Origin of the sequence: Haloprofundus salilacus, assembly GCF_020150815.1 — an archaeon.
Classification (GTDB): domain Archaea; phylum Halobacteriota; class Halobacteria; order Halobacteriales; family Haloferacaceae; genus Haloprofundus; species Haloprofundus salilacus.
In genome coordinates, this window is record NZ_CP083723.1 from 3,021,740 (window position 1) to 3,040,617 (window position 18,878).

Sequence of the window (18,878 nt, forward strand, 5' to 3'; positions counted from 1 at the left end):
GAAGAATGAGAGAACGATAATACGATGTTCGACCTCACGACAGAGGACATCACGGAGGGGTCGATATCCCGTGCGCTGGTCGTCCTCGCTGCCCCGCTCGTCATCCAGAGCCTCACGCAGGTCGCCCAGCAGTTGGTCGACGTGTTCTGGCTCGGCCGCTACGGCGAGAACGCCGTCGCCGCCGTCGGACTGAACTACCCGATAATCAGTATCGTCGTCATCTTGGTCACCCTCGCACCGTTCGTCGGCACGCAGGTCATCGTCTCCCAACGCGTTGGCGGCGACGACCCCACAGGCGCGAGGCGCATCACATTCCACGGCACGACGATGGCGCTCGCGTTCGCCGTCGTCGTCGGCGCGGTCACGTACGTCGCCGCGCCCGACATCGTCCGCCTCGTCGGCGCCGACCCGAGTTTTGCCGGGATGGCGGCGGTGTATCTCGCGACCTACGCGCTCGGGATGCCGTTCATCGCTGTCAGCGACACGCTCGAAGGAGCGTTTACCGGGTGGGGTGACTCCCGCGCCGCGCTGTACGTCACGCTCGTCACCGTCCTCACGAACGTCGTCCTCGACCCGCTTCTCATCCTCGGCGTCGGTCCGTTCCCGAGGCTGGGCGTCGAGGGGGCGGCGCTGGCAACGGTAGCCGGATTCGCCGCCGGGATGACGCTCGCCGTCGCGCTCGCGCTCGGGCCGCGGGACTCGCTGTCGCTCTCCGTGGCGGACGTCGGCTTTGCCGCCGACGAGTACCGCGAGATTCTCGACGTCGGCGGCCCGCTGGTCGGCCAGCGCATCGCACAGGACGCCGTTCGCGTCCTCATCGTCGGCATCGTCGCCGTCGCCGGCGGTGCGGCCGGACTGGTCGCCTACACCGTCGGCGCTCGCATCGCCAGCATCGCGTTCATCCCCGCGGGCGGACTCCAGCAGGCCTCCCAGAGCATCATCGGACAGAACCTCGGCGCGGAGAAGCCCGACCGTGCGAACCGAACGACGTGGACCGGCGTGGCGCTCGCCGCCGTCGGACTCGGTCTCGTAGGCGCGGTCCAGTGGTTTGTTCCCGTCCAACTGACGGAATTGTTCGTTCCCGACATCTCCGGGGAGGCGCTCACGCTGAGCATCCAGTACCTCCAGATCCTCGCGTACGGGTACTGGGCGATCGGCGCGACGTACCTCTTCCTCAGCGGCTTCAACGGCGCGCGGAAGACGAAGACGAGTTTCGCCGTCTCGCTCACACAGTACTGGGTGGTTCGCCTCCCCATCGCCGCGCTCGGCGTCTACGTGCTCAATATGGACGTCTCCGCCGTTTTCTGGGCGGTAACACTCTCGAACGTCGCCGCCGCCGTCGGTGCGGGGGCGTACTACTACTACACGACCAGCGGCGGGATGTTCGAGCGGGCCGTCTCGGCCGCCGCCGGCTCCGGCGGTGCCGACTGACGCCCGATGCGAGTAAGGAAACGCCTTTGTCGCCGCGGGACCGGATTCCGGCTATGACCCCCTCGTCGCGTCTTCCGCCACGTCCGTTTCGATGCTCGACCGCGTTGGTGAGCGCCGAATGAAGGTCGCAGACGCGATTCCGGAGTTCGCCGACGCGTTCGGCTTCGAGGAGTTCAACCGGATGCAGCGGGAGGCGCTGCCCGCCATCATGGAGCGAGACGAGAATCTCGTCGCCAGCGCGCCCACCGCCAGCGGCAAGACCGCGCTCGCCGAGCTCGCCATCTGCAAGTGCCTACGCGACGGCGGGACCGCGCTGTTCGTCGCCCCCCTCCGCGCGCTCACCAACGAGAAGGAGGCCGAGTGGGACCGCTTCGAGTCGATGGGCTACTCGGTGTACGTCGTTACCGGCGAGCGCGATCTGAACCCGCGCCGCGCCGAGCGCGCCGACATCCTCGTGATGACGCCCGAGAAGACCGACTCGGCGACGCGCAAACACGACTCCGCACGCTACTCGTTCATCGCCGACGTGACCTGCTGCGTCATCGACGAGGTCCACCTGCTCGATTCGGAGTCTCGGGGCGGCGTCCTCGAAGTGACCATCTCACGCCTGCGGCGCATCTGCGACCCGCGCGTCATCGCGCTGTCGGCGACGATGCCGAACGTCGACGACGTGGCGGCGTGGCTCGACGCGGTCCCGGAGACGACGTTCGAGTTCGGCGACGACTACCGCCCCGTCGACCTGCACGCGGGCGTCCAGACGTACACCCACGGCGAGAACTCCTTCGCCGATAAGTACCGACGGCTCTACCGGGCGCTCGACCTCGCGGAACCGCACATCCGCGACGGCGGCCAGTCGCTCGTCTTCGTCGCCTCCAGACAGGACGCCGCGATGGCGGCGGCGAAGGCCCGCGACGAGATCGGTCAGCGCGACATCCCCATCGGCTCCCGCGGCGACTACGAGTTCCACACCGACGCCAAGGAAGTGAAGAACGACAGCCTCCGGAAGGCCGTGCTCGACGGCGTCGGTTTCCACCACGCCGGCCTCGCGAAAGAGGACCGCAACCGCGTCGAAAAGTGGTTCAAAGAGGGGAAAATTCAGCTGCTGTTCTCCACGTCGACGCTCGCGTGGGGCGTCAACCTCCCCGCCCGCTGCGTCGTCATCCGCGACACGAAACACCACGACCCGCTGGAGGGCGACGTGGACATCAGTCCGCTCGACGTGCTCCAGATGCTCGGCCGCGCCGGACGCCCTGGCTACGACGACGTGGGCTACGGCTGGGTCGTCTGCGACCGCTCGGAGGCCGACAAGTACCGCCGACTCCTGCGTGAGGGCAAGGAGATAGAGTCGCGACTCGCCTCGGACCTCGACTCACATCTCAACGCCGAAATCGCGATGGGAACCATCGCGGATCTAGACGACGTGATGTCGTGGCTGGAGACGACGTTCTACTACGTTCGCGCCGGGTCCAAGCCGGCAGAGTACGACTTCGAGGGACTCCGCGACCGGGTTCGAGACACGCTGGAGACGCTCGTCGAACGCGGCTTCGTCGAAACCGACGAGAGCCTCGCGGTGAATCCGACGACGCTCGGCCGCCTCGCCTCCAAGTACTACCTCAGACTGGAGACCTCCCGACGCTTCGCGAACCTCGCCGAACGCGACCGAATCGCCGTCGACGACGTGTTGGAGACCGTCGCGGGCGCGTCCGAGTTCGACAGCGTCTCGGCACGACAGGCCGAGCAAGACGCCGTCGACTCGGTGCTCACCGGCGTCGACACGCCCCTCGAAGACGGCAACCGGAAGGTGCTCGCCATCCTCCACGCGGGGATGGCCGGGTCGACGCCCACCGACCTCAGAAGCGACGCGTGGGTCATCAGACAGAACGCGCTGCGACTGCTGGCGGCGCTCCGCGAGTTCCTCGACGAGTTCGCGGGGCCGCGAGCAGCGAACCTCGCCCGGCGCATCGAGGCGCGAGTCGAACACGGCGTCAGCCGCGACGCGGCGGCGCTCACTGCCGTCGACGGCATCGGGCCGACCCGCGCGAGCAAGTTGGCGACTGGCGGTCTCGCCTCCCCGGCGGACGTGGTCGACGCCGGCGTCGAGGAACTGACCCGCGCTGGTCTCTCCGCAGGCGTCGCCGAGCGCGTCGTCGAGCGCGCGAAGTCGTTGCCGCGAATCGAAATCGAGTGGGGTGCGTTCCCTGAAACCATCGCGACGGGCGAAAACGAGATGCGGGAGGTGACGGTCAAAAACGTCGGCGGCGCGGCGCGGACGGGTCTCCGCGTCACGGTCAACGGCGTCGAGATGAGTCAGAAGACGACCTATCTAGCCGACCAGACGACCGTTCCGGTGGCCGTCTTCGGCGCGCAGGACGAACTCGAGTTCCGCATCGAGGCGACATTCCCCGAACTGCCGCTCGCGCCGGTGGTCGACTCGCGCACCGTCGTCGTCGTCGAGTAGCGGCGAAGAACGTCCGTCGGTTTCGGCCTCAGCGTCCGGAGTCAGTCCGGTCGAGCAGTTCTTTTCTGAGTTCGGTCGGTCCCTCGGCGACCGTGTCCGCCGGCGAGAGGTCGGCGTCGGCGTTCGTCTCCGTCCGGTAGCCGACGACGTACGTGCCGGCGCGCTGGGCCGAGCGCGCGCCGTTCGTCGAGTCTTCGACGACGACGCACTCTTGGGGGTCGATACTCAGTTTCTCGGCGGCGGTCTCGTAGATGGCCGGTTCGGGCTTGCCGGGGCCGTCGATATCCTCGGCGCTCAATACGAGGTCGAGCGGGTTGATGCCGAATCGCTCGCGGACCATCGCAATCCACGACTGCGGCGAGGAGGAGACGATGGCGACGAGGACCCCGCGGTCTCGAAGCGTGTCGAGAAGCGCGTCGAACCGCGGCATCACCGACACCTTCTCGGTGTATATCTGCTCGGCAGCGTCCTGGTAGATGGCGACGAACTCGTTCTTGTCGACGGTCACCTCGTACTCCTCGTCGAGGTAGTCGTATATCTCGCGGTAGTTCATCCCCGTAATTTCGTCGCGGTCGGGCGGCGCGCCGGCGACCACGTCGGAGAAGATGACCTTGTCTTCGATCTCGTGCCAGAACTCCTCGGAGTCGACGATGACCCCGTCCATATCGAACAGGACCGCGTCCATATCGCTCACTCGTGGCCCGAATTCATAGCTCTGGGGGCCGGGGCGCGATAAGACGCGCTTACTCGTTCGTTCTTCAGTGACTGTATTTCTCGGCAACGTTTCCGGCTCCGAAAACCCGAAAGCGATGCCCTGATGGCTCGTTACGCCAATTCGGTCCCAGTTTCACGAGTGTGGTGTTGTCCATAACAAAGCCCGTTCCGCCGGTCGTGGATGACATCGACATCGGTCGGCGTGAGTCGTCACGCCGGCCCGCCGCGGCCTACCCATGACACGAACACGATTCACAACGGTCTGTCTCGTCGTGCTGCTCTGTCTGACCGTCTCGCTCTCGCCTGCGGTGTCGACGGCGGCGCTCGGTCCCGACGCAGACAGCGGTTCGACGGTACAGCAAGTCGAGGACGATGACGGAGATGACGAGGACGATGACGGAGATGACGAGGACGACGATGAGACTGAGGACGAAGACGACGAAGATGCCGAGGACGACGATGAGGAAGACGAGAACGACGAGGACAACGAAGACGAGGGTGAGGGAGACGATGAAGACGAAGACGACGGACCGGGCAACGCCGGTAACGGGAACGGTCCGCCGGACGACGCCGGAGACGGACCTCCCGACCACGCCAGTAACCCGGACAACGAGGACGATGACGACAGAGCCGCCGCGGCAGACACGGCTGACGACGAATCCAACGCCGCCGGGACGCCCGTAGAGACCGAAGAATCGGCGTCGGCGAGCGCCTCACAGTCGACGCCGGGCCAGCAAGAAACGCCGACGTCGACGCCGACTTCCACACCGACGAGTACCCCAACCTCTACCCCAACCTCTACGCCGACGTCGACGCCGACGAGTACCCCAACCTCTACGCCGACGTCGACGCCGACGAGTACCGCGACGGCCACCGATGCGCCGACATCCACCCTCACGACCACCGACCAGAATGGGAGTTCGCCGGGCACTACCAGGGTCGTGAACCTCTCGGTGAACCGCTCGACGGTTCCCTCGGGCGACCCGGTGGCGTTCGTCGCGACGGTGCGGAACCCGACCGCGCAACCGGTGAACCACACCGTTCGACTCCGCCTGTTCGGCGAAGTCGCGGACGCGGAGACGATCACTGTCCCCGCGGGCGGGACGGCGACGGTCCGGTTCTCACGGAATATCCTCGCGACGGGAGCGCATACCGCCCGCGTCGGTAGCCAGACGGCCACCGTCACCGTCACCGAGTCGCAGGTCGCGACCGAGGACCCCGAAACGACGAGTTCGACCGGCGTTCCCGGATTCGGCGTCGGCGTCGCGCTCGCGGCGCTACTGGCGATTGCGGCGATTGCGCTCCGGCGCGAGTGAGGTTTGCCGAGCGCGAGTACCGAGCGGCGAACACCGACTGTCGGTCGTTGACCGCTGAGCGTCGACCGATTCGTCGCGAATCTCCACTCAGTCGCCTCGGTCGGCGGTCAATCCGACGGCGACGACGTCGACGAGTGCGTCGCGGACGCGGTCGTAGTCCTCGAACTCCTCGCGGTACAGCGTCACGAACGTCACGGCGCGGAGCACGCCGGCGACGACGTTCGGGTCCGCCTCGGCCAGTAGCCCCGTCGCTTCCCAGCGCTCGACGAACGTCCGGAGCAGCGCCGTCTTCTGCGCGCGGGCGTCGGCGGCGGCCTCGTCGCTGAACTGCGACTGCAGACGGTCGAGTTCGTCCTCGCTCACGAGCGCGCGAATCAGCGGGTTCGTCTCCAGCTCTCGCATGATCTCATCGAGTAACGTCCGAATCCCTGTCTCGGCGTCTTCGACGCCCGCGAGCGACTCGTGGAGCGTTTCGACGAGTCGCTCGCCTTCGCCTTCGAGGATGTGGAGGTAGAGCGCCTCCTTTGAGTCGAAGAACTGGTAGAACGTGCTCGGCGCGATGCCCACCGGGTCGGTGAGGTCGGCGATGGTCGTCTTGCCGAGACCGAACTGCGCGAACAGTTCCTGCCCGGCGTTGACGAGCTCTCGCTCGATGCGCTCGCGCTCGGCGTCGGTGAACCCCCTCATCGGTTCACCTCCGTCGCTCCTCGTGCCTTTGCGACCTCCTTCACGCGAGGTCCCTCCGTCGGAACCACGCCCGCGCGACGGCGACGAGGAGCACCGTCGCACCGAGCAGTACCGCCGCACCGACGAGTCCATACTCGCCGTTGACGAGAATCGCCGTCGGGTCGTAGTACCGCGTCGGCGCGAGCGCGCCAACCCACTCGAAGTCGGTGTTTGCGGTGACGGTCTCCAAGAGGAACAGGCCGAACACGACGCCGATAGCGCCGCGCTGGGCGATGCTCGCGCGGTCCAGCGTCACCGACAGCAGGAGGCCGATAGCCGAACAGGCGAGGAGATACGGCACCGACAGCGCGTGCGCGGCCAACAGGTCCACCGTCGCAATGGGTTCGTCGACGAGCGTCGTGCCGACGAGCACCGCCGTGAACACGACGGCGTTGACGACGAGAATCGGAACCAACATGGCGAGGAACTTGCCGACGACGACCGCTCCGCGCGGCGTCGGCGTCGACAAGAGGAGGTCCATCCGGTTGTGCTCGACGTCGTCGGCGACGAGCGACGCCGCACTGTAGGCGAAGTAGACGCCCAGGAGGAGCACCCACGCGAACTGGTAGAGTTCGACGGCGAGAAAGCCCTCGATGGTGGTGAGCGTCTCAACGCCGAACGCCTCCTGGAACGCCGGAGGCAGCGACTGGATGTACGCGTCGAGGTCGACGCCCGAGGACGTGATAGAGGGATACAGACCGACGTACATCGCGGTCACGAGACTGAGAAGAACCGAGAGCGCGACACTCCCGCGGACTTTCCGACCTCCCTCGTACCGTGCGACGGCGAGGAGTCGGTTTCCTCCCGCCGCTCGCCTACTTTCGCCCCGTCCACTCTCGGAACCGGATTCACTGAAGACGTCCGTCTCAGCCATCGATTTCACCTCCGGTCGTCACCGTCTGCGAATGCGGTTGCTTGGTGCCGCCTTCGCTCACCTCGGCGTCGCCGTAAAAGCGCATGAACACGTCTTCGAGCGGCGCTTCGCGGATGTCGATGTCGACGACGGCGTGGCGCGCCAGTTCGGCGACGAGCGCGTCGTACTCGCCGGTGAAGGTGAACGCTAGTTCGTTCTCGCCGTACCGCTCCCGGTCGTGGACGCCGTCGAGCCTGAACGCACTCTGGTCGAGCGCGTCGGCGGCGCGGACTCGGACGCGCTTCCCGCTCCGGTCGAGCAGCGTCTCGACATCTTCGAGCGCGACGAGTCGCCCCTCGCGGAGGATGCCGACCCGGTCACAGACGCGGCGGACTTCCGCGAGCACGTGCGAGGAGAAAAAGACGGTGACGCCGCGCTCCTTCTCGTCGCCGAGGAACTCGTAAAAGCGCTCCTGCATCAACGGATCTAATCCCGACGTGGGTTCGTCCATCACGACGAGTTCGGGGTCGTGCATGAACGCCAGCACCAGACCCAACTTTCGCTTGTTCCCGGTCGAGTACTCCTCGACGCGGCGGTCGACGGGGGCGTCGAACAGTTCGAGCAGCTCCTCGCTGCGCGCGTCGCCTTTCAGCGCCGCGTGGTAGTCGAGTATCTCGCGACCCGTCGCGCCCGGGTCGTACTCGACTTCGCTTGGGAGGTAGCCGACGCGCCGTTTCACCTCCAGCAGCGCCGCTTCGTCGGTCACGTCCGCGCCCAGCACCGACGCCGACCCGGCGGTGGGCGACAGAAAGCCCAAAAGCGTTCGAATCGTGGTCGTCTTTCCGGCCCCGTTCGGCCCGAGGTAGCCGAACACCTCGCCCGACTCGACCGTCAACGAGAGGTCGTCGACGGCGAGCGTGCTCTCGGCGTCTCTCTCGGTTTTACCTCCTCCGCTCTCTCCACTGCCCCTGTCGTCGTCTCCGCCCCCGTTGCGCCGGGAGCCGCCGAGACGCGGGAGTCGTCTCCCGCTCCCGTACCGCTTCGTCAGGCCGCGTAGTTCGATGGCTGGCACAGTTATCAGCGACACTACACGCTACGAATAGATGAACGATTCGTTTTCACGCTTTTGAGGCGGTCGAGATCGGCGCGGACGCCCGAGCGTTCAAACCCGATGACGGGACCAACCCGCCGTATGTCCGAGGAGATGCGACTCTTCGCCGGTGACTGTACCCCGACGTTCGAAGGCGCGCGCGAGCAGACCCAGCGCGGTCACGTCGTCGTTCTCGTCAAACCCGACGGAACCGTCCTCGTCCACGACGCCGACGGCTACCAACCGGTCGCGTGGCTCACCCGCGCCGACGCGGTCACCGTTGAAGCCGATGAGAGCGGGTTCGCCGTGACCGCTCGAACCGACGACCAGACGCTCCGCATCGTCTCGAACACCGCGACCGGCCGCGCCAGCTATCCCACTACTTCGGCTGGAATCCCGGTCGGCGGCTGCCCCGACTGCGGCGGTGCGCTGATTCAGACCGGCGGCGACGTTCGCTGTCTCGACTGCGAGGCGACGTACTCGCTACCCGCGGGCGCGGCCGTGCTCGCGGGGTGCGACGACTACCCCGCCTGCGACATGGCGTTCACGATACCGGCGGGCGTCGTCGTCGACGACTGCGACTGCGGTCTCCCGGTTTTCGAGACGGCGCGCGGGCGACGGTGTCTCGACGGCACCTGCGAACGGTTTCGGGCCGAGGAATGACGCGACGACTGCGGGCAAAAACGACCGTGAACGACCGCAGTCACTATGTCGCCGCCGTGCGGCCGATAGCGTATGCAGGGACACGCACGCGGCGACGCCGTCCGCGTCGGCGGCAACGCCCGCCAGCAGTTTCACGACGCGCGCGGCTACGGCTGTCCGGTCGAGGGAAACGAAATCGACCTGGCACCGGTAGAAGCCGCGCACCTCCTCTTTCGGGGCGACCTCGACGGCGTCGACGGCGACGGCTTTCGGGATTTTTTCGTCTCGGCGGCGCGCGACGAACCGCGCTTTACGCTCCGGTTTCTCGTCTACGCCGACCTCCGCGAACGGGGCTTCTACCTCTCGCCGGCCCGCGACCCGTGGATCGAACCCGACATTGCGGGCGGCCCTGACGCCGCGGACGACCCCGACTGCGACTTCGTCGTCTTCCCGCGCGGCAAGGACGCCGACGACGGCGTCGTCGAGTACCGCATCCGCGTCGTCGGCGAACGTGCGTCCGTCGCCGCCGCCGAGATGGCGGGCTACGTCTTCGCCGTCGTCGACGAGGAGAGCGAACTCACGTACCTGGAGGCGAGCGAGCACGCCTACGACGGCGAGACGACGTACGACCCGCCGACGGATCTGGAGGGGACTCTCCTCGACGACCGGGCGGTCTGCTGGGACGCGCCCGAGGACCTCTTCGAGTCGGGCTTCTACGGCCAACCGCTGACCGGCCGCGACGCGGCTATCGAGAACGCGGTTCAACTCTCGCTGCTCGAAGCGGCGTCGCTCGTCGCCGACGGCGTGCTCTCGCTCGGCACCGACGACGACTACGCCGCCGTCGGCGAACGCGGCCACGCTGTCGAAGGTGAACGGTTCGACCGCCGACTGCAGGTGTACGACGCGCTGCGCGAGCGAAACGTCGTCCCGAAGACGGGGTTCAAGTTCGGCGCGGACTTCCGGACGTACGCGACGGTCGAATCGGTTGAGGACCTCGGCCACTCGGAGACGCTCGTCCGCGTCGTCCGCCCGGACCACTCGTTCGCGCCACGGGACCTCTCGCTGGACGTTCGCCTCGCCGGCGGGGTTCGGAAGCGAATGGTTTTTGCGCTGACCGACGCCAACGAAGGCATAGACTGGCTGTCGGTCGCTCGGCTGACGCCGTAATCCTCGGCGACCGATTTCACCGAGTTCGTCGACATTCACGAGTTCGATTTCCCATGACACGAGACACAGACCCCGAGACGACGGAGGCGCCGAAGACGAGGGTACGACCCGACGGCGACGACCGAGCACGAACGGACGGCGGAGAGACAGAGACCGACACGGCGGGAGCCGACGACGTCGCACTCGACCCGTGGGGCTCGTCGACCGTCTCCGACTACCGAAAACTGTTCGAGGAGTTCGGTATCGAGCAGTTCGACGAACTGCTGGACGAGGTGCCGAACCCGCACTACCTGATGCGTCGCGGCGTCATCTTCGGCCACCGAGACTACCGCCCCGTGGCCGACGCGATGCGCAACGACGAGGAGTTCGCCGTCCTCTCCGGATTCATGCCGACAGGCGACCCCCACATCGGCCACAAACTCGTCTTCGACGAGATAATCTGGCACCAAAAGCAGGGCGGCGACGCCTTCGGTCTCATCGCCGACCTCGAAGCCCACTCCGCTCGCGGCCTCTCGTGGGACGAGATAGACGAACACGCCCGCGACTACCTGCTCTCGCTCATCGCGCTCGGCTTCGACGCCGAGGACGGCGAACTGTACCGCCAGTCGGAGAACCGCGAACTCCAGGATTTGGCCTTCGAACTCGGCTCGAAGGCGAACTTCTCGGAGTTCGAGGCTATCTACGGCTTCGGCGGCGAGACGAGCGTCTCGCACATGCAGTCGGTCGTCACGCAGATGGCCGACATCCTCTACCCGCAGTTGGACGAACCGAAGCCGACGGTCATCCCCGTCGGTCCCGACCAGGACCCCCACGTACGCCTCGCGCGCGACCTCGCCTCGCGGATGCGTTTCTTCGGCGTCACCGAGGCGTACGCGAGCTTCGAACTCGACGACCGGGAGAAAGCACTCGTTGCCGCCTGCTACGAACACCTCGACCCCGCCGATTTCGACGACCATGACCTGCGCTGCGTCCACGTCGCGGAGTTCCTCGACGACGTGACGCCCGCGGAACTCGACGAACTCGGCGTCGTTGTCGACTCGGAGACGGTCAACTCGGCGAGAGCGAAACTCGACGAGGCGGGCATGGAACCGCTCCGCCCGCGCGTCCGGTTTCTCGACCGCAACGCGACCGAAGACGCGTTCGACGCGCTCATTGACGCCGTCGACGGCGAGAAGCGCGTCTTCGAGGAACATATCGACGCCTTTGACCTCTCCGCCGAGGAGGCCGAGGAACTCGCCCAACGGGTCGAGATGGAGAACGGCGGCTACGGCTTCCTCCCGCCGTCGTCCATCTACCACCGCTTCATGACGGGCCTCACCGGCGGGAAGATGTCCTCGTCGATTCCGGCGAGTCACATCAGCCTGCTCGACGACCCGCAGGAGGGGTACGACAAGGTCAAATCGGCGACGACCGGCGGCCGCGAGACGGCCGAACTCCAGCGCGAACTCGGTGGCGAGGCGGACAAGTGTCCCGTCTACGAACTGTACGCCTACCTGCTGTCGGGCGACGACGACGAATTTGCGAAAAAAGTGTACGACGAGTGCGTCGGCGGCGAGCGCCTCTGCGGCGGTTGCAAGGAGCAGGCGGCCGAACTGATGTACGAGTTCCTCGAAGACCACCAGGAGAAACGCGAGGAGGCCGAGGAACTGCTCGACTCGCTGGACATCGACCTCGACTCGAAGCGAAGGGGTCCCGGCGGCGAGCACTGAGCGGGTCGACGGGCGGTCACAGCCGCGGCTACAGTTCGACTTCTCGCCCCGCGTCCTCACTCTCGGCCGCTTCGTACACGTGCGCCGCCGTCGCCGCGTCCAGTACCGCGGTGCCGACGCTCGCGACGACAAGTATCTCCGCGTCGCTCTCGCGCCCCAATTTCCCCTCGAACACGTCCGACAGCGGCGTGAGGTCCGCTTCCGACAGCCCCACGTCGGCGACGTCGCCCGTCTCCGCCGCCTCCTCCGGCACGTCCGCGAAGATGCGCGCCGCGCGCTCTACTGTCTCCGAGTCGAGTTCGCGCATTTCCGGTGTGTACGCGCCGACGGCGACGACCAGCGTTCCCGAGTCGAGCGCCGACCCCGGGAAGACGGGTTCGGTGCTCGTCGTCGCGGTGACGACGACGTTCGCGCCGGAGACGGCCGCTTCCGGGGAATCGACGGCCCGAACGTCCACGTCAGCGAGTTCCTCTCGGAGGTCCGCCGCGCAGGCCTCGCGCGACTCGCTCGGCGAGTAGATTCGCACTGATTCGAGGGTCGTCGCCGCCGCGACGGCGCGGGACTGCCAGCGCGCCTGCGTCCCCGCGCCGACGACGCCGAGACGAACTCCGTCCTCTGCTGCGAGATGCTTCGCTGAGAGGCCGCCGATACATCCGGTTCGCGCGTTCGTGACGCGCGTCCCCGCCATGTACGACAGCGGCATTCCCGTCTTCGCGTCCGTCAGCGCGATTTGGGCGTTGACCGTCGGCAGGTCGCGTTCGACGTTGCCGCCGTGAACTGCGGCGAGTTTCGTCGCATAGGAGTCTGAGCCGTGGAGATACGCAGGCATCGTCAGCGCCGTGCCAGCGGGGTCGTCACCGTCTTCGTCGCTTCCGACGGGGAAGTGCGGCCGCGGCGGCCGCTCCACCTCGCCGCGGCCCTGCTTGACGAACGCCGCCTCGACGACCGGCAGCAGGTCGGGAAGCGAGAGCAGACGGGCTATGTCGTCGTCCGAGAGCACGCGAATCGTACCGAGAGCCATGGCGGCGGTTCGTCCGGCGACGTGGTGAACGTTTCGCGGCGTTCAGTTTTTCGCGGCGTTCGGTTCGGGCAGTCGCCGGACGCGGGGGAAACACGCTTGTGTGACGACACCGATGCGCACGCCATGCACATCGTGGTTGCCGGAGGCGGAATCGTCGGGTTGTCCTGCGCACACGCGCTCGCCGAACGCGGCGCAGCGGTTACCGTCTGCGAGGCGGGATCGCTCGGCGGCGGCAGCACCGCCCGCGCCGCTGGCGGGATTCGGACGCAGTTCTCGACGCGCGTGAACGTCGAACTCTCGCTCGCGAGTCTCCCGGTGTGGGAGTCGTTCGAGGAGCGTTTCGGCGTCGACATCGCCTACCGGCGGCCGGGCTACCTCTTTCTCGCTCGCGAGGACGACACCGCCGAGGCGTTCCGAGAGCAGGTGGCGATGCAGAACGACTGCGGCGCAGAGAACGAGTTACTCTCGCCCGACGAGGTCGCAGCGCGGTGGCCGCACCTCAGGAGTGAGGCGTTCGTCGCCGCCACGTACTCTTCCCTCGACGGCTTCGCGGACCCGCACCTCGCGCTTCAGGGGTACGCCACCGCAGCCCGGGAGGCGGGCGTCGATATCCGGACGAAGACGCCCGTCATCGGTATCGAACGTCGCTCAGTCGACGATAGTCCCCGATTCGGCGTCGAGACGCCGGACGAGACGCTCGACGCCGACTACGTCGTCAACGCTGCGGGCGCGTGGGCCGGTGAAATCGCGGCGATGATCGGTCTCGACCTGCCCGTCTCGCCGCGGCGCCGCCAGGTCGCCGTCGTCGAACCCGAGACGCCGATTCCGGAGTCCGAACCGCTCACTATCGACCTCGACACGGGGTCGTACTTCCGCCCCGAGCGCGAGGGGCAGGCGCTCGTCGGCGGGCACTTCGGCAGCGACGACCCGGCCGTCGACCCCGACCGGTTCTCCGAGTCGATGGATCTCGACTGGGCGGTGACGGCCGTCGAGCGCGCCGCCGACTGCGCCGACTACTTCGGTCCCGAGACGCGCATCGTCCGCGGATGGGCGGGTCTGTACGCCGTGACGCCGGACCACCACCCCATCGTCGAGGAGACGCTCGCCGGCTTCGTCAACGCCATCGGATTCTCCGGACACGGGTTCCAGCACGCGCCGGCGACGGGCCGCGTCGTCGCCGAACTCTGCCTCGACGGCGAGGCGTCGCTCGTCGACATCTCCCTGCTTCGCAGCGACCGCTTCGAGCGCGGCAAGGGTCTCACAGAACGAAACGTGGCGTGACAGCAGCTCCGTGGCAATCGACTACCGATTCCGTCGCACGAGGCTACCAGAAGCAGTACCCGCTCTCGCCGTAAACCCTCCCCCTCGTCCGGCCGCGATCTCCTCGAGTGGGGTATCGCCATGAGGCGGACGCTCGAGTAGAACGTACTCGACAACGTCGCTAAAAGCGAGTCAACGCGGACGCGACGCTCCGACTACGGACGGGTAGATATATAATCCGATGTGGTATAGAGTAGCCAACGTCATGGCACCCAATAGCACGAATAGTGTAGATAGACGGACGTTTCTCAAAGTTACTGGAGCGAGCGGGCTCGTCGCCACGGCGGGGTGTATCGGATTCGGAGGAAACAGCAGCGGCGGCGGCTCGGACACCATCGTGTTCGGGCAGCCGGCAGCGCTGACCGGGCAGTGGGACTTCCTCCAGCCGGGCGTCTCGCAGGCGACCGACGTCGCCCTCCAGCACATCAACGACGCCGGGGGGCCCTTGGACAGAGAACTCGAGTTAGCTCGGCGCGACACCGCCGTCAACCCGCAGGAGGCGCGGTCGGTGGTTACCCAGCTGATCGAAAACGACGACGCCGCGGCGATACTGGGCCTGTTCTCCAGCGAGATCAACCCACTGTTCGACTTCCTGCAGGAGCAGGCGACGCCGATTATAACGCCGTGGCCAGGGTCGAGCTTCCTCGACACTCGAGGCGGCGACAAGGGGACTCCAGAGAATCTCGACGACGACGGCTGGATCTGGCGGACCGTCATCGGCGACACGGTCCACACTGGCGGTGGTGCCCGGCGCGCGCTCGACCAGGACCACGATACCATCGGCGTCATCAACGGCAACACCGAAGGAGCGCGAAGCTGGGCGGACGGTTTTATTAGCGCCTACGAGGAGGGCGGTGGCACCGTCGCAGAGCAGGTTGAGGTCAGCTTAGGCCAGTCCAACTACCAGTCCGCGCTCGATCGCCTGTTCCAGTCCGACTTCAGCGCGTTCGCGGTGAGCATCCCGCTCGAGGACGCGATCACGCTGTTTAGCGACTGGGCCGACGGCGGCTACGGCCGCCAGCCGATTCTCTCGGATCCGCTCGCTCAGGACGACCTCGCCGAACAGGTCGGGAGCGACCTCGACGGCGCGTGGGCGGCCAGCCCCGGTATGGGGGGGCCGTCCTACGACACGTTCCTCGACGCGTACGAACAGGGCGGCGACGCCGAGATCAACGGGTGGACACCTCCGGCGTGGGACGCCATGCAGGTGACCGCATTGGCCATCGAGCGGGCCGGCGAGGCGACCCCCGAAGCAATCGAACAGAATCTGGGCCCGGTCAGCCGTGACGGCGGGACCGAGGTCGCCACGTTCGCAGAGGGGAAGGAGGCGCTGGCCAACGACGAAGAGATCAGCTACCAAGGTGCCGCGACGCCGGTGAACTTCACTAACTTCGGAAACGTGTTCGGTCCAGTGGTGATTAGCGTCGCCCAAGGTGGCGAGTTCTCCGAGCAGGCGACCATCTCGGCCGAGGAAGTTCGCGAACTCGTCCCCGAGGACGAGTACTGATCTATGGGGCTCGCACAGAACCTCGTCTTCGGCCTGGTTACGGGCTCGTACATCGCCATCGCCGCCATTGGGTTCACCCTGATCTATGGCATCGTGAACATGATCAACTTCGCCTACGGCGAGTACCTCACCATCGGCGCGTTCATCGCCATCCTCACCGTCGGAGTGCTCCCGTTGCCGCTACCGGTCGCGGCGGTCGTGGCGATGGCGGGCGGCGGTCTCGTCAGTCTCGTCCTCGCTCGGGCGTTCTTCACGCCCATCAACGACACCGGCCCGGTGCCGATGCTGCTGACCTCTATCGGTCTCGGACTGGCGCTTCGCAACGCCATCCGCCTGACGGCCGGACGGAGTGCTCGCTACTTCGACACCGAGACCACGACCTACCGGTTCGACGGCCTGCCGGAGCTCCCGGTCGGCCCGGTGAACCTCCTGGGTGACCTGTTCGTCACCTCCCAGCAACTCGTCGTCCTCGCGAGCGCGGTCGTCGTTTTCCTCGTGTTACACGCGCTGTTGACTCGAACCGATGTCGGCATCGCCATGCGTGCGATGGGCGACAATGAGAGTCTCGCACGGGTCCGCGGCATCGACACCCAGCGGATACGGGACAGCGTCTGGATATTGGCCGGGGTACTCGCGGCGCTGGCGGGCGTTCTCGTCGGTGTTCAGACCAACGTCAACGCCGACACGGGTTTCGGCTACATCCTGCAGATTCTGGCGGCAGCCATCCTCGGAGGTGCCGGGAGCGTTTACGGCGCAATCGCCGGCTCCTACATCATCGGACTGGTTCTGGCGCTCTCGGCCGCGTTCCTCCCGTCGGGGATGACGGGAATCTCCTCGGCGGTGGCGTTCCTTATCCTCGTAGTCGTCCTGCTCATCAAGCCGAGCGGAATCGCAGGCCAGGAGGTGCGGGAGGCGTGAGTCACCTCTCGCGGATCACACAAGCGGCACGGTCGGAACTCACGGGGTGGCGGTGTCTGTGCGCGAGCACGGTCGGTTCCTTTCATGGTCGCACTCCTATCCACAGTCGCACTCGCCACTGGAGGTGGCTCGCGTGAGCCTCACCGACCGCCTCCCCGAGGACGACTCCGGGTGGGCGTTCCTGTTCGGAGCCGGCTGCGTTCTGCTAGCCGCGTTATTCGCGCTGACGCCACTGGTGGCGTCAGTACCCGGCGCGTTGTACGTCTTCATCGAGGTCGGCATCCTCTTCGTCGTCTACGGGATGCTGGTGCTGGGACTCGATCTCCAGTACGGCCACACCGGACTGGTCAACTTCGGCCACGTGGTCTTCTTCGCCGTCGGCGCGTACACCGTCGCGATGGTGTCGGCTCAGGACTCCTTCGCCGGCATCAGCTTGGGCTACCCGTGGCCGCTGGCGCTAGTGGCAGGCGTACTCGTCGCGGCGCTCCTCGGCGCGGCTGTCGGTGCCACCTCCCTCCGGTTGCGCGATGACTTTCTCGCCATCGCCACGCTGGCGACCGCAGAGATCTTCTACACGCTGTTCGTCAACTTCCGGGGAATCTTCGGAGGCAACACCGGTATTCTCGGCGTTCCGCAGCCGGTGGCGGACCTCGCCGGTGACGGCGACACCACGCTCGTGGCCACGCTGTTGCTGTTCGGCGGCATCACCGCGTTCGCGTTCGCTGCGGTGACCCGGTTGACCGAGGCGCCGTACGGCCGGGTACTGCGAGCGATCCGCGCCGACGAACTCGTCACCCGCTCAGTCGGCAAATCCGTGTTCACCTACAAGATGCAGGCGTTCGTCTACGGTGCCGCACTCGCGGGGCTCGCCGGCGGTCTGTTCGCACTCTACACCGGCGCAATCTCGCCGGGCTTTTTCACTATCCACGTGACGGTGACGGTGTGGATCGGAATGTTGCTCGGCGGCGCGTCGAACCACCGCGCGGTGTTGGCGGGCCTCGCGATCATCATGGGGCTCCGTCTGTTGTCGCGATTCGCTCTCGACGTAGCACCCGTGTCCGCTGATGCGTTTGCCTCCATTCGGCTCATCGTCGTCGGGATGATTCTGGTGGCGATCATCCGCTACCGGCCGGCCGGCATCTGGGGCGACGCCAGGGAACTGGGGGTCGACTCGTGAGCGTGCTTCGGGCCGACGGTCTCGTCAAGGAGTTCGGCGGCCTTCGCGCGATCGACGAGCTGTCGGTCTCGGTCGACCGAGGGGAACTCGTCGGCGTGATGGGGCCGAACGGCGCCGGCAAGTCGACGTTCTTCAACTGCGTGAGCGGCGTCGTAGTGCCCGACAGCGGTCGCGTCACCTTCAACGGTGAAGACGTGACCGGCGATCCGCCGGAAGTTTTGGCCCGAGCTGGCATGGTTCGAACCTTCCAGCTCACTCGGGAACTGGAAACGATGACCGTCCGGGACAACGTGCGCCTGGCTGCGCCCGACCAGCCGGGTGAACGCACGGTTCCCGCGCTTCTGCACACCGACTCGATGCAGGAGCGCGAGCGTCAGGTTCGCGAGCGCGCCGACGAACTCATCGAGGCGTTCGAACTCGGCCACTTGGCCGACGAGTATAGCAGCAACCTCTCCGGTGGCCAGCGAAAACTGCTGGAACTGGCTCGGGTGCTGATGCTTGACCCGGAGCTGCTCCTGTTGGACGAACCGTTTGCGGGGGTCAACCCCACGCTGACCCGCGAGATTGCGGGCCGTATCCGCGATCTCAACGACGAGGGTATGACCGTCGTCGTCATCGAACACGAACTCGAGACGCTGGTCGAACTCGTCGACCGCCTCGTCGTCCTGCAACAGGGGAGCCTCCTCGTGGAGGGAGAGCCCGAGGCAGTGCTGTCCGACGAGCGCGTCATCGATGCCTATCTCGGAGAGTGACTATGCAGCTACAAGACACAGACGACAGTGCAGAAACCCGACTGTACCGGCACAGCACCAGGTGCTGGAAAGACTGT

At 66.6% G+C, this 18,878-nt stretch carries 16 protein-coding genes; 11 read left to right on the forward strand and 5 right to left on the reverse strand.

The window, feature by feature from the left end; translation table 11 throughout:
* Positions 1-24 precede the first annotated feature (24 nt).
* A complete protein-coding gene (locus LAQ58_RS15620; RefSeq protein WP_224448365.1) occupies positions 25-1,431 on the forward strand; it encodes an MATE family efflux transporter in 1,407 nt (468 codons plus the stop codon).
* Positions 1,432-1,549: 118 nt separating this feature from the next.
* On the forward strand, positions 1,550-3,889 hold the full coding sequence (locus LAQ58_RS15625; RefSeq protein WP_224448366.1) for a DEAD/DEAH box helicase: 2,340 nt from the start codon (positions 1,550-1,552) through the stop codon (positions 3,887-3,889).
* A 28-nt stretch (positions 3,890-3,917) separates the two neighbouring features.
* Here the strand turns inward: LAQ58_RS15625 and LAQ58_RS15630 are convergent, their stop codons facing one another.
* Positions 3,918-4,574 carry an HAD family hydrolase gene (locus LAQ58_RS15630; protein ID WP_224448367.1) on the reverse strand — a complete coding sequence of 219 codons (657 nt, stop codon included), beginning with the start codon at positions 4,572-4,574 and terminating at the stop codon, positions 3,918-3,920.
* 265 nt (positions 4,575-4,839) lie between these two features.
* Between LAQ58_RS15630 and LAQ58_RS18990 the strand changes: the two genes are divergently transcribed.
* Positions 4,840-5,919, forward strand: coding sequence for a PGF-CTERM sorting domain-containing protein (locus tag LAQ58_RS18990; protein WP_263457718.1), 1,080 nt, complete (start codon positions 4,840-4,842; stop codon positions 5,917-5,919).
* 87 nt (positions 5,920-6,006) lie between these two features.
* Here the strand turns inward: LAQ58_RS18990 and LAQ58_RS15640 are convergent, their stop codons facing one another.
* The 3 genes from LAQ58_RS15640 to LAQ58_RS15650 are packed head-to-tail and all read right to left on the reverse strand — an operon-like array spanning position 6,007 to position 8,576.
* Positions 6,007-6,606 (reverse strand): TetR/AcrR family transcriptional regulator, encoded by a 600-nt coding sequence (locus LAQ58_RS15640; RefSeq protein WP_224448368.1) that lies wholly within the window; start codon positions 6,604-6,606, stop codon positions 6,007-6,009.
* Positions 6,607-6,646: 40 nt separating this feature from the next.
* Complete coding sequence (locus tag LAQ58_RS15645) at positions 6,647-7,519, reverse strand: ABC transporter permease (RefSeq protein WP_224448369.1); 873 nt, start codon at positions 7,517-7,519, stop codon at positions 6,647-6,649.
* Positions 7,512-8,576: an ABC transporter ATP-binding protein gene (locus LAQ58_RS15650; RefSeq protein WP_425490721.1), complete on the reverse strand. Its 1,065-nt coding sequence runs from the start codon at positions 8,574-8,576 to the stop codon at positions 7,512-7,514. The genes LAQ58_RS15645 and LAQ58_RS15650 overlap by 8 nt, the downstream gene beginning before the upstream one ends.
* A gap of 114 nt (positions 8,577-8,690) precedes the next feature.
* On the opposite strand from LAQ58_RS15650, the gene LAQ58_RS15655 reads away from it, so the two are divergent.
* The 3 genes from LAQ58_RS15655 to LAQ58_RS15665 all read left to right on the forward strand — a co-directional run bounded on the left by LAQ58_RS15655 (position 8,691) and on the right by LAQ58_RS15665 (position 12,106).
* A complete protein-coding gene (locus LAQ58_RS15655; RefSeq protein WP_224448371.1) occupies positions 8,691-9,251 on the forward strand; it encodes an endonuclease NucS domain-containing protein in 561 nt (186 codons plus the stop codon).
* A 72-nt stretch (positions 9,252-9,323) separates the two neighbouring features.
* Positions 9,324-10,397 (forward strand): tRNA-intron lyase, encoded by a 1,074-nt coding sequence (gene endA / locus LAQ58_RS15660; protein WP_224448372.1) that lies wholly within the window; start codon positions 9,324-9,326, stop codon positions 10,395-10,397.
* 53 nt (positions 10,398-10,450) lie between these two features.
* Positions 10,451-12,106 carry a tryptophan--tRNA ligase gene (locus LAQ58_RS15665; protein ID WP_224448373.1) on the forward strand — a complete coding sequence of 552 codons (1,656 nt, stop codon included), beginning with the start codon at positions 10,451-10,453 and terminating at the stop codon, positions 12,104-12,106.
* 28 nt (positions 12,107-12,134) lie between these two features.
* On the opposite strand, the gene LAQ58_RS15670 is transcribed toward LAQ58_RS15665, so the two are convergent.
* On the reverse strand, positions 12,135-13,127 hold the full coding sequence (locus LAQ58_RS15670; protein ID WP_224448374.1) for an ornithine cyclodeaminase family protein: 993 nt from the start codon (positions 13,125-13,127) through the stop codon (positions 12,135-12,137).
* Between the two features lie 123 nt (positions 13,128-13,250).
* Here LAQ58_RS15670 and LAQ58_RS15675 point away from each other — a divergent pair, with 123 nt between their 5' ends.
* The 5 genes from LAQ58_RS15675 to LAQ58_RS15695 all read left to right on the forward strand — a co-directional run bounded on the left by LAQ58_RS15675 (position 13,251) and on the right by LAQ58_RS15695 (position 18,801).
* Positions 13,251-14,408 (forward strand): NAD(P)/FAD-dependent oxidoreductase, encoded by a 1,158-nt coding sequence (locus tag LAQ58_RS15675; protein ID WP_224448375.1) that lies wholly within the window; start codon positions 13,251-13,253, stop codon positions 14,406-14,408.
* 244 nt (positions 14,409-14,652) lie between these two features.
* Positions 14,653-15,954 (forward strand): ABC transporter substrate-binding protein, encoded by a 1,302-nt coding sequence (locus LAQ58_RS15680; protein WP_224448376.1) that lies wholly within the window; start codon positions 14,653-14,655, stop codon positions 15,952-15,954.
* A 3-nt stretch (positions 15,955-15,957) separates the two neighbouring features.
* Complete coding sequence (locus LAQ58_RS15685; RefSeq protein ID WP_224448377.1) at positions 15,958-16,872, forward strand: branched-chain amino acid ABC transporter permease; 915 nt, start codon at positions 15,958-15,960, stop codon at positions 16,870-16,872.
* Between the two features lie 133 nt (positions 16,873-17,005).
* Positions 17,006-18,049 (forward strand): branched-chain amino acid ABC transporter permease, encoded by a 1,044-nt coding sequence (locus LAQ58_RS15690; protein ID WP_224448378.1) that lies wholly within the window; start codon positions 17,006-17,008, stop codon positions 18,047-18,049.
* Complete coding sequence (locus LAQ58_RS15695) at positions 18,046-18,801, forward strand: ABC transporter ATP-binding protein (protein WP_224448379.1); 756 nt, start codon at positions 18,046-18,048, stop codon at positions 18,799-18,801. Before LAQ58_RS15690 ends, LAQ58_RS15695 begins: the two co-directional genes overlap by 4 nt.
* Positions 18,802-18,878: the final 77 nt, after the last annotated feature.

What these genes read in the sequence shown, in the direction of transcription:
- LAQ58_RS15665 (WP_224448373.1), top strand. Translation starts at nt 10,451, where the DNA reads ATGACACGAGACACAGACCCCGAGACGACGGAGGCGCCGAAGACGAGG.
- LAQ58_RS15645 (WP_224448369.1), bottom strand. Translation starts at nt 7,519, where the DNA reads ATGGCTGAGACGGACGTCTTCAGTGAATCCGGTTCCGAGAGTGGACGG.
- LAQ58_RS15685 (WP_224448377.1), top strand. Translation starts at nt 15,958, where the DNA reads ATGGGGCTCGCACAGAACCTCGTCTTCGGCCTGGTTACGGGCTCGTAC.
- LAQ58_RS15675 (WP_224448375.1), top strand. Translation starts at nt 13,251, where the DNA reads ATGCACATCGTGGTTGCCGGAGGCGGAATCGTCGGGTTGTCCTGCGCA.
- LAQ58_RS15620 (WP_224448365.1), top strand. Translation starts at nt 25, where the DNA reads ATGTTCGACCTCACGACAGAGGACATCACGGAGGGGTCGATATCCCGT.
- LAQ58_RS15680 (WP_224448376.1), top strand. Translation starts at nt 14,653, where the DNA reads ATGGCACCCAATAGCACGAATAGTGTAGATAGACGGACGTTTCTCAAA.
- endA (WP_224448372.1), top strand. Translation starts at nt 9,324, where the DNA reads ATGCAGGGACACGCACGCGGCGACGCCGTCCGCGTCGGCGGCAACGCC.
- LAQ58_RS15640 (WP_224448368.1), bottom strand. Translation starts at nt 6,606, where the DNA reads ATGAGGGGGTTCACCGACGCCGAGCGCGAGCGCATCGAGCGAGAGCTC.
- LAQ58_RS15625 (WP_224448366.1), top strand. Translation starts at nt 1,550, where the DNA reads ATGAAGGTCGCAGACGCGATTCCGGAGTTCGCCGACGCGTTCGGCTTC.
- LAQ58_RS18990 (WP_263457718.1), top strand. Translation starts at nt 4,840, where the DNA reads ATGACACGAACACGATTCACAACGGTCTGTCTCGTCGTGCTGCTCTGT.
- LAQ58_RS15655 (WP_224448371.1), top strand. Translation starts at nt 8,691, where the DNA reads ATGTCCGAGGAGATGCGACTCTTCGCCGGTGACTGTACCCCGACGTTC.
- LAQ58_RS15630 (WP_224448367.1), bottom strand. Translation starts at nt 4,574, where the DNA reads ATGGACGCGGTCCTGTTCGATATGGACGGGGTCATCGTCGACTCCGAG.
- LAQ58_RS15670 (WP_224448374.1), bottom strand. Translation starts at nt 13,127, where the DNA reads ATGGCTCTCGGTACGATTCGCGTGCTCTCGGACGACGACATAGCCCGT.